The sequence below is a fragment of the Rhodococcus sp. ACS1 genome (assembly GCF_002300155.1).
GTDB lineage: Bacteria > Actinomycetota > Actinomycetes > Mycobacteriales > Mycobacteriaceae > Rhodococcus_F > Rhodococcus_F koreensis.
The window spans coordinates 483,371-508,576 of the sequence record NZ_NSDZ01000008.1 but is presented as its reverse complement, the minus strand read 5'-3'; the positions used below and the strand labels follow the sequence as shown (position 1 = coordinate 508,576).

Genomic DNA, 25,206 nt, shown 5'->3' with positions numbered 1-25,206 from the left:
AGCACGAACTATTGGCCGAGGTCGACGATGGCGGCCACGGGGCCGCCGCCCTCCGGACCCTGATGTGCTGCCGACACCGACACGAACACCGCCGGATCCCCCGTCACCGACGACGCGACACCGCCCACGCAGGACTTGATCTGGCGGTGCCAGTGCACGTCCGAGTCATCGAGCATCGCGTTGCGGCGGCCACGAACCGTCCCGTCCTGGCCCGCTTCACACTTGAGGAAGACGTTGACGAGCCGGCCGTCCAGGTCGCTCGTGTGGGGCCGCTCGGGCAGCTCGAGTCCGGCGTCCCGGATCGCCGCCCAGATGCCGTCCTGGTCGAGCGGGTCCTTCATCACGCTGTGCCCGATCCGGTATCGACCGCCGACGCCACGCGCATTGCCGACGACGACGACCTGGGCCCTGTCCAACTCGACACCCGACGAACAGGATGCCACCGACGAGAAGAGGTCCCGGCGGTGCATGACATCGGCATCGCTGGGCATGTCGACCTCGCCGAGGGCGACGGCAATCCCCAGTGCCGTAACACCGTTGGACAGGTCCATCGACTCGTGGGTGTGCTCGGTCCACACCGTCTCGCCGCGGCTCTTGGCGTCGCGGATGGTGTGGATCGTCAGCAACGGCGTCTTCGTCTGCACGTAGTGCACGTCGGCCGGGTCGCTGATGCCGGCATTGGCCATCGCCATCTTCACCGCCGCGGCCACCTTCGTGATCATCGGCGTGCGACCGATGTCCTCGGGCAGCAGCTGCTCACTCATCGCGACACCGACGGTCAGCCGCGGCTCGTCGGTCTTCGCCGCCTTCCCGGCTGGCACAGTCGCGAAGATCGTTGCGTGCGGGCTGATCACACCGTCGGTCCCGCCGGACCACACAATGGGCACCTCGGCCACCTCGTCGGCGCTGCGGCGGCCCTTCGCCGAGAGGACCTCACGAAAGGCTCGGTCCGCGATGATGCGCGTGTAGTCGTTGACGCCGCCGTTGCCTTCGGTCTTGCCGATGACAGCGACGACACGGTCCGCTTCGAGCACGCCGTCGTCGATGAGCTTGGCCAGCTCGCTGGCGTCGGACACGCTGTGCAGCGGAACCTTGCGGACCTCGATTGCGTCGGGCATTGACATCTCCTCTATGTGGGGCGTGCGGGGTAGGAAAATCAGGCGGTGACGATCGTTCGGCTGGCATCGGCGCGTCCACGGTGAACACGGTCCGGGATGGGGCGACCACCCCGCCCCATCTCAACGAATCGGCATGCCGGTCCACCGACCTCGGCGGGCGAGCACCGCTGGCGGGCCGCCGGGACTCACCATCAACTGTGCAGATCACCGACACCCGATCAGAACTTTCATGGTGGCCACGTTATGAGCACGCACCCCTCCGCACATCGGCAACATTTGCCCAACCCGCGGCCTTGCTTGGTCACATTTTGGCCGACCCCGACAGCGTCGCAGTCGCACCGCTCATCGGTCCGCCGGCGTGGACGTCAAAGGTGCGGCCGCAAGTTCCTACTCGACTGCGAGCGCGGAGCCGTGGACCAAGCTCGCGGGTCCGCGCTCGCCTGCGCCGAGGTCCCTCGGGGGTCGTGACTGTGGTCGCGGCGGTCTCCAGCTCGATCGCGTCCCCCACTGCACCTCACCCAACGCTTCGAGGGAAGTCTTGACAGGGGAGATGGGTGTCTCGTTGAGAACGCACAGCCCGGTGAGGCCGCTCTCGCAATGCCCCGGTCGGCGTCGGGGGCAGCGACAGCCGCCGAGGTCTCGGCTTTCCGCAGGCGACGTGTCTCCTGCATCCGCATTGCGTGAGTGGTGAGTGCCGCACGAACCAGGAAACTCTTCGGCAGTGGCACACTCGATCGTCCGGACCAGCCTCCCCGCTGCAATCCCGAGTGATCAGCCGCGCAAAATCGCACTCGCACATGATGATTGCAATTCGGCGGCCATCGCGTGTCGCCTCATCGATGAGGTCCGGCTTCATCCTGGCCGGTCATCTCACGGGCCGCGTCCAGCGCATCGAGGTAACTCTGCGTGCCGGTACGCCCCTTTGAGGGGTAGCGGCTCGGCGTCCATCGCAGGAAGCTGCCGGCGTCGAAGACCACACCGACGAGATGCCATCACAAGCCAATCGCTGAGGGAATCGTCGTGAATGGTCGAGGTCGGCGGAGCTGTTTGGGTAGCGCGAACAGCGGGCCGCTCCCAGGTGGTAGGCGAGATCGCGTATGTCGGTGTTCTGAAACTCAAGCACCAGACTAGGGTCGGCACGTCGAGGACGGCCGTACTTGTTCTGTCGTTATCGATCCCAATCCGGATGTGCGGGAGCCTCGTAGACAACCAGTCAACTGACACGGCTACAAGATCCCTAGCGAACCATGGGCGCTAGCGGGGCCCGAATTGGCGGTCCCCCGCGTCTCCAAGCCCGGGCACCAGAAACGCATTCTCGTTGAGGCCGTCATCGACACTCGCTGCCACAAGCCTCACAGGATGGCCGGAGGCTTCCAACGCCGCAACGCCCTCCGGCGCCACGACCACGCATACCACCGTCACGTCGGTGGCGCCGCGCGCAACGAGCAGATCTATCGTGCGGACCATGGACCCACCGGTGGCCACCATCGGATCGAGGACATAAACCGGAATACCCGACAGATCGGAAGGCAGCGATTCCATGTATGGCACCGGCTGGTGCGTCTTCTCGTCGCGGACCATCCCGACGAAACCAACACTCGCTTGCGGGAGCAGAGCGCTCGCCTGCTCCACCATACCGAGGCCTGCGCGCAGTACTGGTACCAGGAGCGGCGGATTCGCAAGCCGTACTCCCTGAGTGGTCGCGACCGGCGTGACCACCTCGAACTGCTCGACTTCCGCCCCTCGCATGGCCTCATAGAGGAGCATGTGCGTCAGCCTGCGCAACGCACCCCGAAACGTGGCGTTGTCACTGCGCGCGTCGCGCATCGTCGTCAGGAGCGATGCCGCCAGCGGATGGTCGACTACAGAGGTGTTCATGTTGGAAGGATAAGGGCGTCGGGCGGATTTCAGTACGTCGACAATCTGCTTGGCCACCGGGTCGGTCACCGGCCTGGGCGTACCGAGTGCACGCGGCCATCGGGGACGGAGTGATCGTGAGAGACGCCACTGATCCGTGGCCGCAGGGTTCGAAGCCCCGGAATCGGTCGAGACGTCGGATCGGTCGAAACCTACGGCCCCGCCCCATTCCGCCGAACCCGAGCGGGGCATCCTCCCTCGGAGAGACGGCGCCAGGAGGCCCGCCAGAAGGATGTGACGAGTTGCTGCTCACTCCTCGCGATCACGGCGACACGGTCCAATACACCACCACCGTGCACGGGCCCGATCGTGATGCCGCCCGCCACTCGTGCCAGCGGCCGGCCCGCGGCGAAACTCAGCACATCGCCTGCCACCTCGGCCGCAAGACATCGAGCAGTCAGCCCAACCGATCAGTGGGCGGTGTGGTCGCTCGAATCCACGGACCGCCGGAGCACACATCCGATGTGAGCACGGATTGAAGCGGCACGACGCAAGATCCAGTGGTATATCCCAATTGAGGTCGGGAAGCTCACTCGAGACTGCACGCCAATCCCCATCGATCCCGAGCGCCGTTCGACTAATCCGAGTCGGTCGATCGGGGCTCGATCACTCGAACAATAGTCGCAGCCACGACCCCGCCACCGAGAACTCCGGCAAGCCCGGTGGCCCACCGCTCTCCAACCGAAGCATCCGTGGAGATCAATGCGCTAAACAGCATCACCGCCGACCCCGCCAGTGCCAGGGTGACGGTCCAGCGCAGAAACTCACTGGCGCCGTCGTAGAATCGCAACAGCGACGGTGGGGTGAGAGTCGCCGAAACAATGAGCAGCACAATTCCGACGTAGAGCAGAGCGTTCATCGGATTCCTATTCACGCGGGGGGGTGGACGGTGAAGGGGTGAGCTGCTGGCTCGACGGAGACCAGTGCCGCCACCGACGGGACTACGATCACGACGTCGTGGTCGCTAAAGCCGGCGCCCTTCCAGAAGGGAAGGCAAGGTTCCGGCACGAGACACCGAGAGCGCACGACCCGCGCCGCCACGTCATGCATCCGCAGGGACTGTCCATGGATTGCTCCCGCCGGCTTCACTCAGTCTTACATCGATACCCGCTCGCAAGGAACGGTATTCCCTACCAAAATTGCCCACCAATTGAGCAAGTACCGCCAATGCCTCCCGGAGCGAAGCCAATTAACGTCGAATCAGGTGTGCATCGACAATCCCAGCGGGTTCTGTCTCACAACGTAATTGGTTGGGTGGCGCAGGCGGCGGACACTGTGATGCCCAGGCGTGACCCGTCGTCGCGGCACCACACCCTCGCCGACAAACGCTGCGGGTCGGCGCCGTGGCTGGCTCGCCACGTCGACCGGGCCGTGCGGTCTGCACCGGATCCGAACGGGGATAGCTGAGAATTGCCATTCCGCGCCGCAACATTTGTCACTTCTCGCCGAAACCCTCGAGCCCAACGGGCAGGCAGGATCTGGGTATGAAACCTTCGCCACTGATCTATCATCGGCCACGGTCGATCGAGGAGGCCTGCCAGATCCTTGCGGAGGTGGCGCACGAGGGCAAGGTCCTGGCCGGTGGGCAGTCACTCATTCCGATGCTGTCGATGCGGTTGGCTGCGCCGGCCAACCTTGTTGACATCACCGCGATCGACCGTCTCGACTCGATCACGGCGTCGGCAGGATCGGGCGTCACCTTCGAAGCACTGGCGACACACGCCGCGTTGGCCTCGCACCCGGGCGCCAACGCCGTGCAGCCGCTGCTCGGCCGAGCGCTGCAGTTGGTGGCCCACCCGACGATCAGAAACCGCGGGACCACCGTCGGATCGATCGTGCACGCGGACCCCTCGGCGGAGATGCCGGCCGTGCTGCTCCTGCTCGACGGCTCGGTGACCGTGAGGTCGGTCCGCGGGTCACGTGAGATCCCCGCGCGTGAACTGTTCCTCGGGCCGTTGGAGTCCGCGCTCGAGCCTGACGAGATCGCGACCAGCGTGACGGTACCCGGTGCCGCGGCCGGTGTCGGGGTGGCCATCGACGAGATTGCCCGCCGCCACGGTGACTACGCGCTGGTCGGCGTCGCGGCTCGGGTTCAGGTGACCGACGGGGAGGTCACGAATGCCCGCGTGACGTACGTGTCCGCCGGTGAATTCGGTGAAGTCGTCGACTACAGGGACGTCATCGGTGGGGCGTCGGTCGCCTACGACCGGGATCCGCTGTGGAACCGGCTGTCGGAGGCGGCGCGCGAGCGCATCGAAACTGAAGCAGACATTCACGCCACCGCACGGTACCGGTCACAACTCGTTGCGGCGCTGACCGCGCGGGTCGTCCTGCGTGCCGCACGCGACGGCGTGGCTTCCCTGGCAACCAGGCCGTCGGCGCAACACGTCGAGGCCGGAAAGAAATGACGATGGCAACAACAGAGCTGGAACAGCAGCTGTCGGACCTGCTGGCCGAGACCGGCGAGCAGCACGTGGCCGTGACCTTCACGCTCAACACCATTACCCGGACGGTCGTCCTGCCCGCGCGCACCCTTGCGTCGGACGCAATCCGCCATCACCTGCGGCAGACCGGGACTCACGTCGGATGCGAACACGGGGTATGCGGGGCGTGCACGGTACTGCTAAACGGTAAACCGGTGCGATCGTGCCTGCTACTCGCGGCGAGTCTCGAGGGACAGGTCGTCACGACTGTCGAGGGTCTGGTCGAGCCGGACGGTACCTTGCACCCCGTGCAGCAGGCCTTCATGGAATGTCATGGTCTGCAATGCGGATTTTGCACCCCCGGATTCGTCACCACCATCGCGGCGTTCCTGGAGGAGAACGATGCGCCCACCCGCGAGGAGGCCACCGACGCGATCGCCGGCAACATCTGCCGATGCACCGGGTACCACAACATCAAGGCGTCCGTGCTGCGGGCCGCGGAGATCAAACGCGAACGGGCCGGTGAGTTCCCCCTCGGACAGGACGACGAATCGAGCCGCGCCTCACTCGACCGGACGGTGCGGGGCAAGACCAACCCCGTCGGTGGACGGGCGGGCCGAGCATGAGCGTGACGACGAAGCAGGCCGCGACCATACCCACCACCGGCTCCGAGCACCTGTTCGGCAAACCGCTGCCGCGCACGGAGGACACCCGACTGCTCAGCGGTAATGGTAAGTACCTCGACGATCTGGGACACGACGCGTTGATCGCCGCATTCGTTCGGTCACCGCACGCGCATGCACGGATCACCGGAATCGACATCGACGCCGCGCTGGGACTACCCGGAATCTACGCCGTCTACACCTACGAGGACCTTGCCGCGGACTCTCCCTCGATGGCCGAAACCATGCCGCTGCTCATTCCGCACCCGGCAATCATCTCTCCGCGCAACGGATTCCCGCTGGCCAAGGACGAGGTCAATCACGTCGGCGAAGCCATCGTGATGGTGGTGGCGCGAAACCGGTACGTCGCCGAGGACGCGTGCGCGAAGATCGACGTCACCTACGAGATCCTCGATCCGGTGGTGGGGATCGACACCGCCCGCCGAGCAGATCGACGCGTACACGACGACGTTCCCGACAATGTCGCGGCACACCTGCACCACGGATTCGGTGACATCGATGCCCAGTTGGCGGATGCACCGCATCGGCTCACGCTGAACCTGGAGATCGAACGATCGGCATCGATGCCGATGGAGGGCAAGGGCGTCTACGCCCGCTGGGACAACGACGAGGAGACGCTGACCTTCTGGACGTCGACGCAGACCTCAACGTCCGTCCGCGCCGCGGTCGCCGCCCGGCTCGGTATGGCGACCAACAGGGTGCACTGCATCGCACCGGACGTCGGCGGCGGGTTTGGCGTCAAGATCATGCATCCCTGGCCGGAGGAGGTGATGGTGCCCTGGGCGGCACGTCAACTCGGTAAGGCGGGCATCTCGCGGGAAGTCAAATGGGTGGAGGACCGCCGCGAACACTTCATCTCGAGCGCCCACGAGCGCGGTCAGCTGCAAGAGGTCACGGTGGGTTTCGACGACGACGGACGCCTGCTGGCGTTCGACTTCACCCTCTGGCACGACAACGGCGCCTACCTGCCGTACGGGATCATCGTCGTGATCAACACCGCGACGCAGGTACTCGGCCCCTACAAGCCGGTCTCCTTCCGTGTCAACGCGTACTCGCTCTACACCAACACGGTGATCGTCATTCCGTACCGGGGCGCTGGCCGCCCACAGGGCGTCTTCGCGATGGAACGGTCGATGGACGCGATCGCGAAGTACCTCGGCAAGGACCCGCTGGAGGTGCGCGAGAGGAACATCATCAGGCCCGAGGAGATGCCGTACGACTTCAATCTGGTGTTCCAGGACGGCCGTCCACTGATCTACGACACCGGCAACTACCAGGCCGGAATCGACAAACTGAAGACGCTGATCGACTGGGACGGCTTCCCCGAATACAAGAAGCAGGCCGCCGCCGAAGGGCGCACGATCGGCATCGGAGTGGCCGCCTACGTCGAGGGTACCGGGCCCGGCCCCTACGAGGGCGCCCACGTCGTGATCGAAACGTCGGGGAAGGTCAAGGGTGCAACGGGACTGACCACCCAGGGGCAGGGCCACCAGACGACCTTCGCCCAGATCGTCGCCGACGACCTGGGTGTCGAAATGTCCGACGTGGAGATCGTGACGGGTGACACCCGACGGTTCGGATACGCCGTAGGGACCTTCGCATCTCGCGGAGCGGTCATGTCCGGCTCGGCGTTTCACGTGGCCGCACAGATGGTGGCGGCGAAGGCGAAAAAGATTGCGGCCGTCGCGCTGGACCTCGATCCGGGGCAGCTCGAGCTTCGCGGCGGGCACGTCTGCAAGATCGGAACGGAGCCGGGTGCCCCCGGAACATCGATCTCGCTCGGGATCGTCGCCGTCCTGTCGAATCCGCTGCGGTATGCGTTCGACGAGGCATCCAGGCAGGCAACCGGGTTCACCAAGACCTCGACCGACATGACGATCCCCCCGATCCGGGAGGGCGAGCAGCCAGGATTGGAGGCCACCGGGTACTATTCCCCGCCGAGGTCGACATTCGCGTCCGGTATTCACGCCGCGATCGTCGAGACCGACCCGGTGACCGCGGAAATCCACGTGGAGCGGTACGCCGTCGTTCACGACTGCGGCAACGTGATCAATCCCCGGATCGTCGAGGGCCAGATCCACGGCGGCGTCGCCCAGGGAGTCGGCGGCGCGCTCTACGAGCGAATCGTCTACGACGAACACGGGCAACTGCTCAACGCGTCGTTCATGGACTTTCTGCTGCCGTTCGTGACCGAGGTTCCGGACTCGATCGACATGGACCACACGGTTACCCCGTCCGGACTCAATCCTCTCGGCATGAAGGGCGCCGGCGAGGCCGGCGTCATCCCGACCACCGCCGTCATCGCCGCGGCGATCGAGGACGCGGAAGGAATCCCGATCACCTCGATGCCCATTTCCCCATCCGAACTTTTCGAGCTCCGTAACTCCCGATCGACCAACCACCGGGGCGCCGACGCACCACAGGAGAACCTATGAGAATCTCAGGAACGGCGCAGCTGACAGCGCCTCCGGCCGAGGTATACGACAACCTGCAGGACGGACGCGTCCTGGCGGCCACCATCCCCGGTGTTCAGTCGCTTGAGCAGGTGAGCGACAACCATTACAAGCTCTCGATCATGGCCGGCGTCGCCGCAATCAAGGGCACCTATGACGGCGAGGTCATCCTCTCGCAGCAAAACCGGCCCGAATCATTTGTGATGACCGCGTCCGGGGCCGGGGCACCGGGCACCGTCCACGCCGACGTCACCGTGAGGCTGGAGCCACGAGACAGCGGCGGCACGCTCTTGACCTACGATGCCGATGCGGTCGTCGGCGGAATGGTCGGCGGTGTCGGACAGCGAATGATCACCGGTGTGGCCAAGAAGATGGCGGGAGTGTTCTTCAAGGGGCTCGACGGCGTCATCGCGAACGGGATCCCCGAAGTGCCCGCGATCGCCGGTGCAGGCCACGCGCCCGAGACCATCTCGGAGACACCGAGGTTGCTCCCCGGTGTCGCTCGTGCGGAGCGCGCCGCCCCTGGATCCGCACCGACCGGTCCGTCGGCGCAGAGCGCGCTCGTTGCCGCCGCCGTCGGGGCGGCTATCGCGTTGGCCGGAGTTGCACTGGGCGCAGTACTGACCCGCAAGACCGGATCGGCATGACGTACTTGGCGTAGTTCGCAGGCCGGTGCGCATCAACCGGGCGGCTGCCGCCCCACGACAGGGGCGGCAGCCGGTCCGCGTTTGCACAGCACGATAATCCGTCCGACGGTCCGCTCCGGACCGCATACTGCGATCAGGCCCCAGCGACCAACACACAAAGAGTCCTATGACAACGCGCGCGAGGAGCGCCGCCACCCCCTCAAGGGATGCGATGCCGGAGAACTACCCAACGAGAAGGGGTTGCACCAAGAACGACTCGGTCCGAAATCGACCACAAGCGGTCCCTCATGCCGTCAAACGGTGGCGTCGAGGTCGGTGACCTTGACACCGGTCGGGGCGATGAAACCGGGGACGAGGGTGGCGCGTTCGGCTCGCAACTGCTGCTGCCGGCCTAGACCGCGACCAGCGAAGCGGTCCACCGACTTCGCGGACACGTACTCCCCGGCCAGCAGGGTGTACAGGATCATCCCGTAACCACTCGTCTCGTCGACGGTCTCGACGGAGGCCAGGACGGCGTCGATCAGCTCGGGCTGCTCGGCCCGGATCCGCCGCGCCTCGGTCACACCGGCTTCGAGTTCGCGGCGCACCGCCTGGTTGCGGATGAACACCAGTCCCCACGCGGCAGTCGCGATGGTGTCCGCGGTCGCGGGGATCTCGCGGTCACAGGCCCGGGTGCGGGAGATGTAGCTGCGGCCGCCCTCGGAGAAGGCCAGGGCGAGGGCGATGGTGTCGAGTGTGTGCAGCGACCGGTCCTCACCGGCTGCCGGTTCGCCTCACTCCTGCCGCCCGGGGCGGGCAGGTGCTCGTCGAGGTCGTATTCGAGAGTCCACAGTCCGGCGACCTGCACCCCGAGGAACAACGTGATGCAGCTGGCGCCGACCTGCGTGATCTCACCGGTGTCGCCGTGGCGCAGCACGTACTTCCTTGGCGCGGCGGCGGAACTTTCCGGAGTAGTCGCAGTGCGGGGTGTCCGGGCGACTCCAGCCATCGAGGTTCTGGCCCGGTGCGCAGAAGCTCACGTAACCGGCTTCCTCCTCGACCAGGCGGGCGACGAACACCCAGCCGCCGAACCCGATCTGCGGGACGGACAGGGTCAGGCGCACCTGCTTCTGTGCGGTGGTGATGCCGAGGGAGTTGGTCTCCTCGTGGGTGTAGGGGTCGAGTTCGTAGGTGAACCGGTCGGCGATGGGGGTGCGCGCCAGTCGGGTGTTGGCCTTGTCGATCTGTTCCAGCGCGGCCGGCAGGTTGGTCATCGGCAGGTCGTACATCACGGCTCCCCCATTCGTCGCGGTCTCACTTCTCCATCACTTTCCAACGTGACATTGTGAGGATGCGGTCAGGGAGGGAACCGGCCATCGATCGGCACCGGATGCACGCACCGGCCGCGAATCACGACGAGCTGCGAGACCGACCGAATGGATCGCGATGGGGACTCTGATCGACTCGACCAACAGCAGCACCTCTACCAGGGTACCTACGAGGAGATGCCCGACAGCACCCCGGAACGGCACGGCGAACTTCGAGCAGGCGGACTGGGAGATGCAGTTCGTGTCCGCACTGACGAGGAGGTAGACCGATCGGCACCCGGACGCGGGGGTGTATGAGGTCGAGAGCCTGGAATGAGCCGACTCGTGGATGACCCTGGTTGTGCGCGTGTGGTTTAGAGAGGCATCGCACGTGGTCGGGTGGCAAGAGCATGTGCCGACCGTGCGATCAGGATTCACCCCGGACGATCCCACGTGGTGGCCGGCGCGTGGCACACGGGTGAGTTTTCCCCTGCTATGCACCGAATCCGTACCTGCCGGGCGCCGGCGGTATCCACTGGATTCGGCGAGGAGGATGAGCCCGCACATCACTTCTACCAGGACTGACGACACGTCCCTCCCGACGAGAGTGCCCCACACCGGCATCGATGCGGGGCACTGCATTGAGAAGGAATTGTGGAGGCTGCTGTCGGTTACCCGCGGGAGAGTCCGGGCTGGGTCTGGATCTGCCCGGGGTTGCCCTTCGTCTTGCCGACCGTCCATTCGCCGTCCGCACCGCACACCAGGGCGCCATTGCGATCGCCAGGCTTGCCGTACGTCACCGTCTCGTTGCCGTTCGAGTCCGTGTTCACGATCGGACACGGCCCACCGGTGGGACCGTTCGGACCGATCGGCTCGGCCTGAGCGACGGACGCCGCCCCGACCGCACCCAGAACCGAAAAGGCAGTGAAGGCGATAGCGGCAACGGTTCGGCGGGCGTTGATCATTCAGTTCTCCTGAGGATGTCGGGGAAGTGCGTCGGTGACAGGTACAACTCTGCCCACTCCAGCGCCCGATCTGAAGCAACCCGAGGGGTCAGTTCACCCACCCCAGGAGGGGAAACACCCCACCCCAACACGAAGTTTGCCTGTCATCACGTTCACGGTGGTGTGTCCGCTCTGGATCTGGATACTCGGGCCGCTCTTCGTGGATTGTCGCCATTGCACTTGATGTCCTATCTACTGGGAGCCGGGAAAATCCTGGGGTGCGCGGGGTTGAGGTTCGTCGCAGCGGGTCGATGGTGCTGGTGGGTCGTGGTTTCGCGGCCTACTCCAGCAAATTGGCCGCCAGTTCGTCCCAGTCTTGAGCCGCTGCCTTGCTGCGGGCCCTGCGATCGTGCGCGACCTGGACCGCTAGGCATCCCGTGCGGAGGAGTACCGGGACGTTCAGGTGGCGCAGCGCCATACCCTTCCGGTCTTCGAGGACAATCATCCGTCCCAGCGTCTTCCCCGCCGACGCGATCCCGACGAACGCGTGCGCCGCGAGGAGCAACTCGTTTCGCCGGGCCTGCTCCCGCTCATCCAGGCGAGCGCTGCCGGTTGCCGCATACGCCCGGGCATGAACATGGGTGCGGAGAATGACCTCGGTGGTGATCACGCTCAGTGACGGGGTGAGGATCCCGGATCGCACATTCAGCCCGTTGCCCGCCGAGGTGCCCAGGTACACCTCATGGGCGAACGCACGGAGTGTCCGGTTGTCGAGCTCATACAGCCAGGAGGAGCCGGGCATCGGCAGGCTCATCGGCGTCACCAGGTCCGCCGCCAGATGCTGCGCCCACAGGACGAGCGCCTCCGGGAGGGAGTCGACCTCCCGAAACCTCCCCCCAACGGTGACGTCGTGTTTGTCGCCGTAATCCCAGCGGACGCCGCGGAACTCGCCCGCCCGGATCTGCCGCAGCGCCTCGAACGGCCGGCCCAGATCATGCCCCGGGGAGCGGACCCGGTGCGCGCGGCCACCGAACCCGGGACCGGTGTAGTCGATCGGCAACCTCTTCCCGGCCCGCTCCCACCCGCGCATCCACCCGGTCTTCCTGGTGGCGCCGAGCCCCTGGGCGACAGCTCCGTCGACGGCGGTGTCGTACCACACCGCCGCCACACCCAGCACGGTCGCGAACCCGACGGCGAGCACATCGTCGCGGTCCCACGGGATGCGCTGCCGGGCCCGCCACCGGTCGAACCCGGCCCGCTGCTCCGGGGTGAGTGCGGCGTCGAGGTCGATCTCGGTCCAGCCGCGCCGGCTGCGGAGCCGGTCATTGGCGGCAGTCAACTCCGCATACGAGAGATGCTCGGCCGTGTCGTTCTCCGGCAGCCGGTCCGGAACCCCGCCTGCCCGCGCGGTGGCGGTGGCCGATTCCAGCTCGGCGAGCCGGCGGCTGATCGTGTCGAGGTTCCGGTCGACACTGTCGTCCACGCTGCTCATTACGCGGCGGTTTCCGGGAGACGATCCAGAATGACCTCGAGCGCACCCTCGGCCCGTTTCGCGTCCGCGTGCTGCCTGCGCAGTTCCTCACGCAATGCCTTGTTCTCCGCGGTCAGGCGCGCGTTCTCCCGCGAGAGTTCCCGGATCCGGTCCAGGAGCCGCTCCCCGTCGGCGACGACCCTCTCCAGCCGCTCCTGCAGGCTCTGTACGACGCGGCGTTGCTTCTCGTCCCGGTTCTCCGCCTCAATCAGCACACACCGTGCGATCAGATCCAGGCGCATCGCGTCCGCCACCACCTGACCGGTCGTCCACGGCGTCCAGCGGGCCCCGGCCGCAGCGACGCCGGCTCCGGCGATGCCACCGAGCCCGGTCACCACTGCGGTGCCGCCGGCAATCCCGAAACCGCCCGCGGCGATCGCACCGCCACCGAGGGTGGCCAAACCGGCCGAGGTCGCTGCCGCACCGGTCAAACCAGCGGCACTGCCGATCGCGGCGCCGATCACCGGTGCCGCCCACCCACCGGTCGCCACCCCAGCCGCCAGGCCGGCCGCACCAATGACCGCCACCTTCCCCCAGTGCACACTCTTACGCCGCAACCGCCTCAGCAGCAGCATGTGCTCGTCCCGCATCCGGTCCACATCGGTCCGGTCGACGTGCGGGAAGTCATCCACCAACGCCTCAAGGTTCGTGCGGTGGGTCGCTGTGTGCCAGGAGGCTTCGCCGGCCAGGGGTCGAACAGGATGAGGTCGACCAGCACCAGCAACGACCGCTCCCGCGACCCGAAACACCGCGGAAGACCCCGGCCCTCCGCGGCAATGGCCTCCGCCCCGAACTCCGGGGTGTCCATCTCCCCCAGCAACGCGGTCAGCCAGTCCGGGCGGTCCGGCCGATCCTCGGCCGCCACCCGGCGGAAGCGCGCCACGGCATCATCGAGCACCGCTTGTTTGACAGCCACGGACTTGCCGGACTTCGTCGCGCCGATATCCGACTGCATCAACGACACCTGCATCGCCGCCAACGCCACCGACTCCGACCACTCCAACACCCCGACCGGCTCACCATCACTCGCGGACACGCCCACCCCTCTCCCACTCACACAGAAAGCCCAGTATCACCGACCGGTCCGACACCGCGGCCAAGACACCCCCGGACCACGGTGATGAGTCAGTCAGCCTGCACCTCAGTGTCATTCATGCGAATGACAGCAGACCTCGGAGTACATGAGCACAGCGGTGACTGCCTGAACCAGCGCCACGTCCGGCCGAATATCCGCGGTGATGCCCGCTGAGCTGAACGCGGCAGCGGCGGTCTTCACGGACCCGCTCCGTCCGGGGCCTGGTCACCCTCGTCATCACCGCAACCTGGCTACGCCACTGCAGGACGAACGTCAGCCTGTTCGCGGTGCAGGTGGGCACCTCATTTGCTAGCTCGGGCACCGATCGACGTCCTCGCCGCCGACAGCCACCGCAGCCCGCCGATACCTCGCTACCGAGAGCGGCAACCGCCGCCGAGGGAACTACCGCCGTGACCTGACCGGGTACGCCGACATCCGGTGCACCCGACAAATTCTGCTGCTTCGCGCCGGCGAAGGTGAAGTATGCGATCCGGTTGCCGTCGAGGGTCTTGTAACCGCGCTGAACACCATTGTTCCCGCCCGGATCAGCCGCCGCCAACGTCCGCAGAACCTTATCCGTAGCCGGGAACTCATCCTGATAGCTCCACACCACCAGCGCGGGCGTACCGGCATACCCGGGCACCCCAAAGGCGCACCGACACCTACATCGATCGAAGCAATGGCACACGAGCCATCGACACCACGAACCAAGACCTGCCCTGTCGCAAAGATTCTCACCCCGAAGTGGTCCGCCCTCGGACCTTTGCTCCGCAGACCCCGCGTCAAGAGTGCTAGTGAGGGCTGAGGTCGGTTGCGGATCCGAGAACACACCGTTCATGGGCAGCTTCCATCTCTAAACCGATTTCAGCGAGCCAGTCGTGGTGTCGTTGAGTCACATCCGGACACTAGACCCGTCGGCCAGCCCCTTGCGTGGCGTTTGCTTGTCAATAGCCGATACATTCACGCGACCTATACCGCACGTCCAGTACGTCTGGTTTGATGCGCAGGTGACGACTCCGACGCCTCCGGTTGGATGGAACCCCGACCCGGACGGCAAGCCGCACCTCCGCTGGTGGGACGGCAAGCAGTGGACCTCTGCCACCAAAGCCCTACCCCGCACAGCAACACCAGACGGGCCTGGCTGGTTCCCACTTCCCTCCAACCCCAAGATCGAGCACTACTGGGATGGAGAGAAGTTCACGGAGCAGCGAACCGTCGCGGCGACGACTGAGCAGCGCTCGAAGGGCTCGAAGGGGAAAGTTGCTCTTGCCGTTGCAGCCGTAGCCGTAGCCGCACTCGCAGTCACTCTTTACGCCCGGGGCGACGCCGAGGACGACAAGAGCGCGAACGCTCCGACCAGCAGTGCTGCAGGGACCACGATCTCATCTGTAATCACCTCTCCGACAACATCCCCGGTGTCGACACCGGTTGTCCCGATCACTACACCGGCGCGCACAAGCGCGACGAATCAAGCTGTCGACGCCATGCTGGTCGAGGTTCTCGACGCCGAGGGGATTCGATACTCCAGCAAAGCGGCAATCGTCGACCTCGCCGAGGGCGTGTGCAACGACTTCGGCAGGGGTGCGAACTACGCCGACGAAGTCGCCGGGGTGACCATCGGCAGCAACGGTGCGTACGACCTCGCCGACGCATCATTCATCGTCGGAGCGGCGGTCGCAGGCTACTGCCCGCAATTCGAAAGCGCACTACCAGGTAGGTGACTGCCCGACCTCACCCGCTATCTGAAGGAGCACCAAGTCATGTCCCGAACGTCTGGTTTGACACCCGCATGACGACCCCAGCACCCCCAGCAGGGTGGCATCCCGACCCTGAAGGAAGATCTCAACTTCGCTGGTGGGATGGGAGTCAGTGGACGTCTGCAACCAAGCCGCGAGCGATCCACGAGGGCCCGAAAGATCCGCCGCCGCCGATCGATCCGAAGGTGCGGAAGCGGAACAACCTGATTGCGGTAGGGGCCATAGCCGCGGTTGCCGTCGGGTTTATCGGATTCAGCGTTCTCGCTGCGAACGATGAATCCTCGACCGCGTCGAGTTCGCGCGAAACGACTACCGAAACCACCACCACGACGACGGCGGCGGCCGCGACAACTACGACGACCCGTTCTCGGCCGCCAGCAGCCTATGTCCCACCCGTGGTGCGTACGACAACGACCAAGGCGAGCTCGATCGACAGCTCGGGGGCTCCCCTCTTCATCGCCGCACTCAATCGACTCGACTTCCCGAATGAGTACGGGAACGACTACCTCTACCTCCAGGCCATCTACGTTTGTGCATCGCTCGACGAGGGGAAGACGTTCGTCGCCACAGGAGCGGGACTGCTCGAGAGCAACCCTGAATGTACACCGGAACAGGCCGGCCAGCTCGCAGGCATTGCAATCGGCGCCTTCTGCGACCAGCACGAGGGACAGATCCCGGGCCGGTGGGTGGTAGATGGTAGGTGGTAGGTGGTAGCTGCCCTGGGGTGTGCGGAGCCGATGCAGATCCCCAGGGTCCGCGACGGTCCCGCCTCGCTGCCATCGCCGCAGCGCATGGGTGGGCTCCCCGTCTCGCGATTCTCAATTTTTCTGGTGTGAGATTGTTCGGCCACCAATGCAGAGCGAGACTCTTGCTGATTGTCACCGGTCGTGGTCTCGTGTCGTTCACGCCGACACCACCCCGCACAACCTCACCGTCGGCGTAGAACCCCGCCAGCGAACCCCCAGCGCTGGCGGGTTTCGCCTATCCAACTCTTAACCTGCGGTTCGCAGTGCATGTCCGCTCTACGCGCGTTCGGTCGGGTCTCAAGCGGTTCACCCATATCGCGCACTGAAAGTCGCCACGCTTACCTCACCGACAGCGGGACGGCATGACCCCAGCCAAGCACCCTGGTCCGCCTGCGACAGAGCTCATAGGGGTAGCGGATGACGTATTGGGCAATCGTTCAGTTACAGTCCGCACGTGAGGCGTTATCGCTGGCTATGGGAGTCGTGTGTTGTCGCCGGCGCCGTTGCAGCCCCCATGGGCGCTTTGGTCGCAGACGCATACGACAGCGTCGTCCTCGGCGCGATGGCCGCTGCACTGCTTGGCGATGCGGTAATCCTCGGCGCAATCGCCATTCGGGGCGGTGTGCATCCCACCCCTCACGAGGACTCGCCGCAGCACTGCCCCTGCGGGCCCGGGCCATAGGAAGACTCCATCTCCGGTGTGATCGATTCGGTGGTTGAATCGTGGACGAATCTCTAGCGGCGCCAGCGCGTCACGGTTAGTCTCGGCGCGCACCGATCCCGACCTCACCGTCTGGCCGGTGCCGGCCCCGCCTTTCGTCTGCCGACCTCGGCGGGATTTCGCCTGCCGCAGCCTTGGGCGACTGGGCAGTGAGACCCCACCTGCAGCTCACGGTTGCGCCGGGTGGGTCCCTTTGCGGGCAGTTGCGTCACCGGAACCCGAAAAAATGACCCCCTTCCGGCCGCCGGGTTCAAGGGCAAATTCGAGTATTCGTCGCAACACCGTCGGCGGCAGCGAACACATGCCCGAACTCGACACCACCGGCACCTGGGTCCGCGAACCTGCCAACGGACCCGCCGGCCGCAGCAAAGAGCGAACCGCGGCCTCGGACTCACCAAATACACCGGGCCCCTGCCCCACCCCCACCGGAAAGTATTGAGGCTCTACCGGGGGAAACCGCTGTTGGTCACGTCCGCAGTGAATTCCGGGCAGTAGGCGACGGCGGCCGCCTCCAGGATCCACTGGGCCTCGTCGCCGCTGACCGGCGCATTCCTATCCATGCTGCTCTTGATCATTGCGTACCGAATCATGAACGGATCCGTTCCGGCGCTCAGGTCTGAGCAGAGAGTATGGCCGGCCGCGATAGCTGTCTGCTCGTCACCGACAGCGATCCCGCCGAGTTCGAGGGTACCCAAGTAGGTCGCATCGTTGATCGCCGTTTGCGTTGCAGGATCCATTTGTGCGATCTCGTCGTCCACGGTGGTGGAAGGAGCCGGAGCCTGAACCGTGGTGGTGGGCGGGTGCTCGCCATCTTTGAGCACGCCAAGCGTGAGGACCTGGCCGGCAGCCACCGTGTCGCCGCCGGCGACACTCTGACTGCTGACCGTCCAGTTGTGTTCCCAGAACACCGAACGATTGCCGCCGGTGTCATCGTGCAACTCGACATCGAGGCCGAGAGCTTCGATCGCAGCCTTCGCGTCGGGGAGCTTCATTCCGACGACCTCAGGCACAACTGCGGGCGGGTCTTGCGCCGGTGGCGACGGATCTTCGGGTGCTCTCGCCTCACCTTCCTTGCCGATACTCAAGGTGATGGTGGTCCGGTCGCCGGCAGGCTGGCCCGCAAGGAGATCCTGGCCGGCGACGAACCAGTTCCCCTCTACGAGCACCATGCGATCCTGACCAGTGATGTCGATGGTCTCGACATCGAGCCCAGTGGGGTCGAGTTCGTCTTTCGCGTCCAACAGCGTCATTCCGATGACGTCGGGTATCACGTCGCTGGTGGCGCCGCTGCTCATCTTGTCGTCGCACGCGGTCAGAACGATGCCGGTCAGAGCGGCAGCTATCACTGCACCGAGTCGTTTTCCGAGCATGGCCGGCCTCTTTACGGTATTGCGCATCGTGCGCGTGGGAACGCGAACGACCGATGTCGGGTGGGGTCGATCAGCAGGTCCGCCGATGATCGCTCGGTCTCCTCCGCGAGACCGGTTCACGTGCCCTGCTCCGCTCGGTGTGTCGCGCGCGCCTCTTCGCGTGTTACAGAGTCGACGCGCTGCGCGAGTTCGATCTCGCGACCAAGCCCCATCAAACGAACAGCCCGTTCACCGATGTGCGGTAGGTCGAAGATAATTCGTTCGATCTATACCGCTGCACTAGATCGTCTGATGTGATTCGCCGTGTCGGCTCCGCAGCGAGTGAAACTAACGTGCAGAAGCAGGACGAGATTTTCACCGGCAGGCCAGATTCGGAAAATTCAACGCGAGGGGGATAGCCGTGACGACGGTTCAGCCGATGTCGGGGATTCGAAAGCAAGGAGCCTGGGGGCTGTGGTGGCTGACCGTCATCACCTTCGGTATCTACTACCTGGTCTGGTACGACCGCATCGGCGGGGAACTGGCCGCCACCGCCGGCGTCAGCCGCGAAGGCTGGACCCGGTGGTGGTCCCAGCTGATCCCCATCTACGGGCTCATCGGCCTGTCCCGGACCGCCAAGCGCCTCAACCAGGCCCACACCCAGGCCGGGTCCTCGACTCGGGTGTCGCCGGTCGTCACCTGGCTGTGGGCGCCGTTCTGGTTCGGCTCGCACACCCGGTACCTGCAGCGCCGCATCAACATTCTCGTCGATATCTACTCCAGCCGCGCCACCCAGCACGCACCCGCGTAGTTCCGGAGCGCAAATCCGGTTACACCCACGGTTAGACCTGACCTCCGCATCATGCACCCATCGAATGATGCGGAGGTCGAGTGTTTCTCGGACCTCTGTCGATGACTTTGCACCGTGTCATCACAGCCGCGGTTCGGGGTTGTGATGACCGTCCATCGGCACGGCCCTCCGCGGATCAGCGCGGAACCACGCGCTCGCGTATACCGTACGAATGACACCTGCGCGTCTACTCTTGGCCTAACCCGCTGTTACTCGGGTTGGAGAGACAGCGGGCTCGACGAAACGCCGGTGCGCTGTAGGCGGGCTCATATACGAGCGCCCTTCGCGAGATTGCAGCGGCGGCAGAGGAGTTGAATATTGTTGGCGTCGTTCGACCCTCCCATCGAGTGGGGGATGATGTGGTCGAACTCGAGGTACTCGGTTGCGCTGCACTGTTGACACCGTCCCCCATCCCGCTGGAACACCGCGTTGCGGACGTGTGGCGGGACGTGTCGCGATCGCTGGCCGGCCTGGCCGGGGAACAATTGGCGGCGGTCGATCCGCAGCGCGATGTCGACGATGAGCACCGCGTACTCCGCGTCTTCGACGGTGAATCGGCCGCTCAGTGACCTGCTGGTGGCCTCCAAGAGGATCGTCCGGGGATCGAAGTACGACACTCGCTGAAGCTTCGACAGCGGTACCTCGCCGCCGTGTTGCGGAGCGATGAACAGGACCCGTCGGTTGGTGACACCGAATTGCCCCGGGGTTGCTTGCGGCCCGGATTTGAGGTCACGCCACCGTGTTGCACCAACGATCATGTGGCAGATCTCCCCAGAATGGAGGTGCAGACCCGACACGGCAATGTTCGGAAGTGCGCCCTGCCGGATGGTGCCGAGCGTCTGTTCACGTGCCAGCTGTTGTCTGAGGGGAGCGACCTGTCGGTCGGGTAGGTTCAGTATTGCCGTCGCCCTGGTGAAGGTGTGCATCTCGCGATCGGTGACGATTCCGTCGGCGCATATGTCTACGACGAGTCGGTTCAGCCACGCCGACGCTTCGCGAGCGATCGTCGATGTCGCTTCCTCAGGGGGGACCCCTGATCCGCTCAACCACCGCTGCAGGTTGTCCCACTCGGGGCTCAGTGGTCCTGACCGGTCAAGAACCTGCTTCGCGGCATCGGCGTACTCGGCGAGGATGCGCCGGACGAAGGGTTGGCAGTTCGGACAGTACGTGCGGAACAACTTGGTTCGCTCGCCACACCGACGGCAGCCGCCCCGACGGGGGGACTCGCCTCCGGGCGGCATGCTATGTGCGCCACCCGACCACTGGTAATTTGCGCTGTTCGTCACTGTCCTCATCCTCAGCGGCCGCGGGGCGGGCCATCAGTGTGTTCAGCCCGAGTGAGTCACACTCCTCCGGCGCGGGGAGCATATCCGAGGTCGGCGACCTGGCCTTCCCCACGGCCCTGACGTACGTGGCCGAGTCGATGGCAACGTCGGCCCGTCGGTCACCTGACCGACAGCGCGCCCCTGTCGGTGGCCTCTCGCGCGGCCTGCGCGGCCTGTCATTCAGTTGAATAAATCTGCCGGTCACGGTTATTCGGCTTCGGCTGGGCTGCTTAGACTCTGCGGAGCAGGGTAAATCGTGCCCGTTGCGCGGGGTTGTAACGGCGCCATCGCCAGCAGCTATAGAGAAGTGCTTCCACCGAACAGAAGGACAGACGGAAATGACTGACCCGGGGGGATTTTCATACCCGTCTCCGCCGCAGCCGTATGGCGCGCCGGATTCGGCCACGCAGCCGTTTTCCGCGCACGCGACGGGATTCGCGCCGGCCCAGGTGGAGGTCGACGAAGCACCCGTCGCACCGTTCTACCTGCTCTTCGATGTCTCGTACTCCATGGAGAACGAGATGGGAGCGCTCAATCAGGCATTGCGTGATCTGAAGGATCAGATCCTGCGCAGTCCGATTCTTGCGGACATCGCGCGCGTGTCGGTGATGAGCTTCAGCGACTCGGCGCGAGTGGATATTCCGATGATGGATCTGGCGCGTGACACGCTCATCGGCAGCGGCACCATCCTCGAGACGCGGGGCGCGACCTCCTTCGCTGCCGCGTTCGATGCGCTCCGCCGGCAGATCGCAGCGGATGTTCCGGCGCTGAAGGCCAAGCATTCGACGGTGTATCGCCCGATGGTCTTCTTCGTCACCGATGGGTATCCCACCGAAGACGACGCGGAGTGGCAGCGCGCATTCAACGACCTGGTGTCCGCCACGCCGTACCCGAACATCATTCCGTTCGGCTTCGGTGATGCGAACGCGGAGAATCTCGCATACACCACGCACCCGAAACGCCGCAATGAGAGCTTCTACTTCATTGCGAAGCAGGGGATGACACGCGCCGATTCGATCGCGGCGATCGCGAAGATCGTCGTGCAGTCGGTCGTCAGCTCCACCCAATCCGCTGCCGGCGGCTCCCCCAAGATCACTTTGGAGAAGGCCGGAACGGAAGACGTCCTGCAGCAAGCTCCCGCATGGGACACCGTGTGAGCCAGGACGCGCTGGCCGACGACCTCTCTGCGTTGCCCGAGCCCTACACGATCGGCGATCCAGGTCGATCCTATGGGGAGATCGGCGGAAACGAGCCCTTGGCGGAACCCGCGCCGCCGGACACGGTCTGCGATGCATTCGACTTCGGGGGGTGGGCCGTTCGCGCCGCCTCCGTTCGCGGCCTGTCGCACCGGTACGACGGGTCCGTCCGGCAGGACGCGTATGCGGTGCGGTACTCCGCCGGCACGGGCCGGCTGGTGGTCGCGGTCTGCGACGGAGTGGGCAGCGCACCGCACTCTCACGTCGCCGCGGCGGCAGCGGCGGACTTTCTGGTTGACGAACTTGTCGGCGTCGATCTGGAGGTGTCCGAGCCGTTCTGGACTGGCTTGTTCCGTGATGCCTCCGAACACGTGAATGCCGTGGCCCGGAGACACGGCGTGAAGGATGGCACCCTCGCCGACGTTCGGAACCTGATGGCGACAACGGCGCTGGTCGCGGTCATCGACACCGCTGCTGAGGACAACTGGACAGTGACCTGTGCCGGCGTCGGAGACTCGTCACTCTGGCTGGGCCGAACAGATCGCAGTCCGGGTGCGCCTGCGTCGTGGAGTGCGTTGCTCGGCGGCAAAACCCCCTCCACCGACGTCACGAGCACCACCACCTCCGCGCTGCCCATCTCCAAGCACACCGCTGTCGAGCCGTTGCAGGTCATACTCGAATCCGCCGCCGTTCTGCTGCTGTGCTCGGACGGCATCGGTGATGCGCTGGGCGATGGAACCAACCAGGTCGCGCGCACTCTCGGAGACCAGTGGGCTTCGCCGCCGACCGCGTTGAACTTCGCGGCCCAGGCTTCGTTCGGAAAGCGAGGGCTGTTCGATGACCGGACCGGAATCGCGATCTGGTCTCCGCGCCCCTGACCACCGTCGACAGGTACAGCGTGCCTGCGGTCGGTTGAGGTCGACCCTCGTCGATCCGGTCGCTGCGTGCACGGCGGTGGTCGCGTCGATCCCGGTGGTGGCTCTCGGTGCCCTCGGCAGCGTCGTGTGGAAGCCACTTGCGGTCCTCGCTGTAGCGTGGGGGATCTACCGGTATCCGCGGTGGCATCGCATGGTGGTCGGTGGCCGTGAGGCCGTTGCACGGTCCGAACGCAGCGCCAGATCGTTCCGACTGCAACTGTATGGAGCGGTTGTGGTGTTGGGGATCGTCGTGTCGTTCCCGATCGCGCAAGCATTCTTCGCGAACGATCTGCGGGCCATGGCGGCACCGACGATCTCGGCGGTCGAAGCTCGCGCACCGGACGTCGACCAGACGATTCCTCCTGCGATCTATGGTGATTCGCCTACCGTCCCCTCCTATTGGGGGTGTTCTGCGACCCAGTATTGGACGAACTCGGTGATTGCGTGGCCCTGTTACTCCAGTGTGGGGTACCTCAGGTTGTGGCAGATGCGCGCGGCCTTTCCGACGGTGTTGGGGCTGACCCTGCTCGTTGCTGCGCTCCCGTTGGCCCTGATGTGGCACGTTCGGCCGACGGCACGAGGGTGATGTCCCCTCGCTCGTCCGCTGGTTCCATTCCTCGAAACAAGTAGAAGCAGATGACGCCCTCCCTCTTTCTCGCTCGTCTCACCGGCGCCCGTCTCGATGTCCTCGAGAAGTTGCCCGGCCAGGTACCGCGGCAAGCCGCGATGGGTGCGGTCCTGTTGACCACCGCCGCCTTCGCGGCGATCTCGGCCGGCTACGCGCTGCACGTCACCGGTGTCACGGGCAGTTGGCCGGTGACGATCATCGCCGCCCTGTTGTGGGGTCTGGCGATCCTCAACCTCGACCGCATGCTCATCATCGGTATGGCGCATGAAAAGCAGGGCAAGAAACTTGTTGCCCTGGCCGTTCCGCGGGTGCTCTTGGCTCTCATTCTCGGAGCCGTGATCTCGACACCGCTGATGCTGAAGATCTTCGAGTCGGAAATTGAGGCGCAGCTCAATCGCAACATCCTCACAGCCCAGGAAGAGTTGCGCACCGAGATCAATAGTTCGACTACGGCCGCGGACCTCTCGGCCGCGGAGCAGAAGGCGGGGGAACTGCGGGCACTGATCAACGCCGGGCCGACTGCCGATCCGGCGGCGCATCCGCAGGTGCAAGCGGTTCAAGCCGAGATCGACGCGCTGCAGAAGACCGGCGACAAGCAGAAGTCCGAGTACGACACGGCGCGGGCGCTCGCGCTCGCCGAAGAGGAGGGCACCGGCGGTACCGGCGTCGCCGGCTGCGCGGCCATCTGCGTCGAGAAGAAGCGTCTTGCCGACGAGTCCATGGCCCGATGGCAGCAGACGGTCACCGCGATCGACGGCAAGAGGCAGGAGAAGGACCGGGTCGCACAAGCCCTGCAGGGCAACCTTCTCGACGAGAGTCAGCGCCGCATCGACGACGCGGAGCAGGAACTGCCCATCGTGGAACAGAAGGTCACCCAACTGCGTGAGCAGATCGCCTCGTCCCAGGACACCAGCTATCAACTCGAACAGGCCAACGGCGGCATCATCGCGCGGATGAAGGCACTCAGCGACCTCGTCGGCGGTGATGCGACCGTGGCGGTGGCCCGATACATGGTCTTGGCGATGTTTATGGCGCTGGAACTTCTGCCGGTCATCTTCAAGGTCCTGGCCGGTTTCGGAACGCCCACGAAGTACGACGTAGTTCTCGATGAACTCGAAAGCGCCGAGGCTGCGGCGGCGACCGCCGATATCGGCGCAATGAAGAAGCGCCACGAACTCAGGGACGATGCGGAGATGGCGGCCGAAAAGGACCGCATCGACAAACAACAGCACACCATCTTGAAGATCAACGACGCGGTCGTCGAACACCAGACCGAGGTCATCGAGGCGGCATTGGCGCGGTGGCGAGAACATGCCAAGATCGCCGCGGAGGACCAACTCGATTCGTGGGCCGCGAGTTTGGCCACCACGGCCACCCCACCGGTCCTGATCGGAAGCGCCGGAGCATCGGTGTCCGGCATCGCGGCACCAGGTCACGGTCCTGGTGCACCATACGGAAACAGCCATGGCGGTTCACCCGGATCGGCACCCACCAGGCGACACGCCGGAGCCCCCGGACCCGCAACGACGCCGGGGAACGGACCGACCGCCACGGGGACAGGTCCTCGCCCGGGTGCCGGCTACGCCAGTGGCCCCCGCACGTCGACAACCTACGGTTTGCCGGACCCCACGGACGTCTGA

General features: G+C 65.3%; 23 protein-coding genes and 1 pseudogene. 12 read left to right on the top strand and 12 right to left on the bottom strand.

The window, feature by feature from the left end; all coding sequences use genetic code 11:
* Positions 1 to 8: 8 nt before the first annotated feature.
* The 3 genes from CJ179_RS36645 to CJ179_RS36635 form a co-directional block, all read right to left on the bottom strand.
* The gene (locus CJ179_RS36645; RefSeq protein ID WP_095864687.1) at positions 9 to 1,118 is read right to left on the bottom strand and encodes a ring-opening amidohydrolase; all 1,110 of its coding nucleotides are present in this window, start codon (positions 1,116 to 1,118) and stop codon (positions 9 to 11) included.
* A 1,254-nt stretch (positions 1,119 to 2,372) separates the two neighbouring features.
* The gene (gene upp, locus CJ179_RS36640; RefSeq protein WP_061044915.1) at positions 2,373 to 2,996 is read right to left on the bottom strand and encodes a uracil phosphoribosyltransferase; all 624 of its coding nucleotides are present in this window, start codon (positions 2,994 to 2,996) and stop codon (positions 2,373 to 2,375) included.
* 616 nt (positions 2,997 to 3,612) lie between these two features.
* On the bottom strand, positions 3,613 to 3,894 hold the full coding sequence (locus CJ179_RS36635; RefSeq protein WP_061044910.1) for a hypothetical protein: 282 nt from the start codon (positions 3,892 to 3,894) through the stop codon (positions 3,613 to 3,615).
* Between the two features lie 625 nt (positions 3,895 to 4,519).
* Here CJ179_RS36635 and CJ179_RS36630 point away from each other — a divergent pair.
* Genes CJ179_RS36630 through CJ179_RS36615 form a run of 4 tightly spaced genes read left to right on the top strand, consistent with a single transcriptional unit; the run spans position 4,520 to position 9,241 of the window.
* Positions 4,520 to 5,443 (top strand): xanthine dehydrogenase family protein subunit M, encoded by a 924-nt coding sequence (locus CJ179_RS36630; protein ID WP_095864686.1) that lies wholly within the window; start codon positions 4,520 to 4,522, stop codon positions 5,441 to 5,443.
* The gene (locus tag CJ179_RS36625; RefSeq protein WP_061044908.1) at positions 5,440 to 6,084 is read left to right on the top strand and encodes a (2Fe-2S)-binding protein; all 645 of its coding nucleotides are present in this window, start codon (positions 5,440 to 5,442) and stop codon (positions 6,082 to 6,084) included. The genes CJ179_RS36630 and CJ179_RS36625 overlap by 4 nt, the downstream gene beginning before the upstream one ends.
* Positions 6,081 to 8,576, top strand: a complete 2,496-nt coding sequence (gene cutA / locus CJ179_RS36620; RefSeq protein ID WP_095864685.1) for an aerobic carbon-monoxide dehydrogenase large subunit — start codon at positions 6,081 to 6,083, stop codon at positions 8,574 to 8,576. Before CJ179_RS36625 ends, cutA begins: the two co-directional genes overlap by 4 nt.
* Positions 8,573 to 9,241: a carbon monoxide dehydrogenase subunit G gene (locus tag CJ179_RS36615; RefSeq protein ID WP_095864684.1), complete on the top strand. Its 669-nt coding sequence runs from the start codon at positions 8,573 to 8,575 to the stop codon at positions 9,239 to 9,241. The genes cutA and CJ179_RS36615 overlap by 4 nt, the downstream gene beginning before the upstream one ends.
* 293 nt (positions 9,242 to 9,534) lie before the next feature.
* Here CJ179_RS36615 and CJ179_RS53270 read toward each other — a convergent pair whose 3' ends face one another.
* The 7 genes from CJ179_RS53270 to CJ179_RS53260 form a co-directional block, all read right to left on the bottom strand.
* A complete protein-coding gene (locus CJ179_RS53270; RefSeq protein WP_257015959.1) occupies positions 9,535 to 9,849 on the bottom strand; it encodes a hypothetical protein in 315 nt (104 codons plus the stop codon).
* Positions 9,850 to 10,131: 282 nt separating this feature from the next.
* Positions 10,132 to 10,494, bottom strand: coding sequence for a hypothetical protein (locus CJ179_RS53265; protein WP_257015958.1), 363 nt, complete (start codon positions 10,492 to 10,494; stop codon positions 10,132 to 10,134).
* Between the two features lie 704 nt (positions 10,495 to 11,198).
* The gene (locus CJ179_RS36605) at positions 11,199 to 11,492 is read right to left on the bottom strand and encodes a hypothetical protein (RefSeq protein ID WP_095864683.1); all 294 of its coding nucleotides are present in this window, start codon (positions 11,490 to 11,492) and stop codon (positions 11,199 to 11,201) included.
* 319 nt (positions 11,493 to 11,811) lie between these two features.
* Entirely contained in the window at positions 11,812 to 12,963 is a 1,152-nt protein-coding gene (locus CJ179_RS36600; RefSeq protein WP_095864682.1) for a hypothetical protein, read from the bottom strand.
* Complete coding sequence (locus CJ179_RS36595; protein WP_143548978.1) at positions 12,963 to 13,637, bottom strand: DNA replication initiation control protein YabA; 675 nt, start codon at positions 13,635 to 13,637, stop codon at positions 12,963 to 12,965. Before CJ179_RS36595 ends, CJ179_RS36600 begins: the two co-directional genes overlap by 1 nt.
* Entirely contained in the window at positions 13,565 to 14,038 is a 474-nt protein-coding gene (locus tag CJ179_RS51660; protein ID WP_179377783.1) for a hypothetical protein, read from the bottom strand. The genes CJ179_RS36595 and CJ179_RS51660 overlap by 73 nt, the downstream gene beginning before the upstream one ends.
* 111 nt (positions 14,039 to 14,149) lie before the next feature.
* Positions 14,150 to 14,278 carry a hypothetical protein gene (locus tag CJ179_RS53260; protein ID WP_257015957.1) on the bottom strand — a complete coding sequence of 43 codons (129 nt, stop codon included), beginning with the start codon at positions 14,276 to 14,278 and terminating at the stop codon, positions 14,150 to 14,152.
* Positions 14,279 to 15,084: 806 nt separating this feature from the next.
* Here CJ179_RS53260 and CJ179_RS36580 point away from each other — a divergent pair.
* The 3 genes and pseudogenes from CJ179_RS36580 to CJ179_RS53255 all read left to right on the top strand — a co-directional run bounded on the left by CJ179_RS36580 (position 15,085) and on the right by CJ179_RS53255 (position 16,541).
* Positions 15,085 to 15,798, top strand: a complete 714-nt coding sequence (locus tag CJ179_RS36580) for a DUF2510 domain-containing protein (protein ID WP_095864679.1) — start codon at positions 15,085 to 15,087, stop codon at positions 15,796 to 15,798.
* A gap of 68 nt (positions 15,799 to 15,866) precedes the next feature.
* A pseudogene (locus CJ179_RS54205) lies at positions 15,867 to 15,962 on the top strand (DUF2510 domain-containing protein); the annotation flags it as partial.
* 267 nt (positions 15,963 to 16,229) lie between these two features.
* Positions 16,230 to 16,541 carry a DUF732 domain-containing protein gene (locus CJ179_RS53255; protein ID WP_257015956.1) on the top strand — a complete coding sequence of 104 codons (312 nt, stop codon included), beginning with the start codon at positions 16,230 to 16,232 and terminating at the stop codon, positions 16,539 to 16,541.
* Between the two features lie 1,203 nt (positions 16,542 to 17,744).
* Here CJ179_RS53255 and CJ179_RS36570 read toward each other — a convergent pair.
* Complete coding sequence (locus CJ179_RS36570) at positions 17,745 to 18,671, bottom strand: PASTA domain-containing protein (protein ID WP_179377782.1); 927 nt, start codon at positions 18,669 to 18,671, stop codon at positions 17,745 to 17,747.
* Positions 18,672 to 19,089: 418 nt separating this feature from the next.
* Between CJ179_RS36570 and CJ179_RS36565 the strand changes: the two genes are divergently transcribed.
* The gene (locus tag CJ179_RS36565) at positions 19,090 to 19,461 is read left to right on the top strand and encodes a DUF4234 domain-containing protein (protein ID WP_095864677.1); all 372 of its coding nucleotides are present in this window, start codon (positions 19,090 to 19,092) and stop codon (positions 19,459 to 19,461) included.
* Between the two features lie 305 nt (positions 19,462 to 19,766).
* Here CJ179_RS36565 and CJ179_RS51655 read toward each other — a convergent pair whose 3' ends face one another.
* Complete coding sequence (locus CJ179_RS51655; protein WP_218834883.1) at positions 19,767 to 20,258, bottom strand: HNH endonuclease; 492 nt, start codon at positions 20,256 to 20,258, stop codon at positions 19,767 to 19,769.
* Between the two features lie 905 nt (positions 20,259 to 21,163).
* Here CJ179_RS51655 and CJ179_RS36555 point away from each other — a divergent pair.
* From CJ179_RS36555 to CJ179_RS36540, 4 genes are read left to right on the top strand one after another with little or no spacing between them, the layout of a single operon-like run.
* Positions 21,164 to 21,982 (top strand): VWA domain-containing protein, encoded by an 819-nt coding sequence (locus tag CJ179_RS36555; protein ID WP_095864675.1) that lies wholly within the window; start codon positions 21,164 to 21,166, stop codon positions 21,980 to 21,982.
* A complete protein-coding gene (locus CJ179_RS36550) occupies positions 21,967 to 22,899 on the top strand; it encodes a protein phosphatase 2C domain-containing protein (protein WP_095864674.1) in 933 nt (310 codons plus the stop codon). The genes CJ179_RS36555 and CJ179_RS36550 overlap by 16 nt, the downstream gene beginning before the upstream one ends.
* Before the next feature lie 34 nt (positions 22,900 to 22,933).
* Positions 22,934 to 23,524, top strand: a complete 591-nt coding sequence (locus CJ179_RS52295; protein WP_095864673.1) for a hypothetical protein — start codon at positions 22,934 to 22,936, stop codon at positions 23,522 to 23,524.
* A gap of 50 nt (positions 23,525 to 23,574) precedes the next feature.
* Positions 23,575 to 25,206 carry a DUF4407 domain-containing protein gene (locus CJ179_RS36540; RefSeq protein ID WP_095864672.1) on the top strand — a complete coding sequence of 544 codons (1,632 nt, stop codon included), beginning with the start codon at positions 23,575 to 23,577 and terminating at the stop codon, positions 25,204 to 25,206.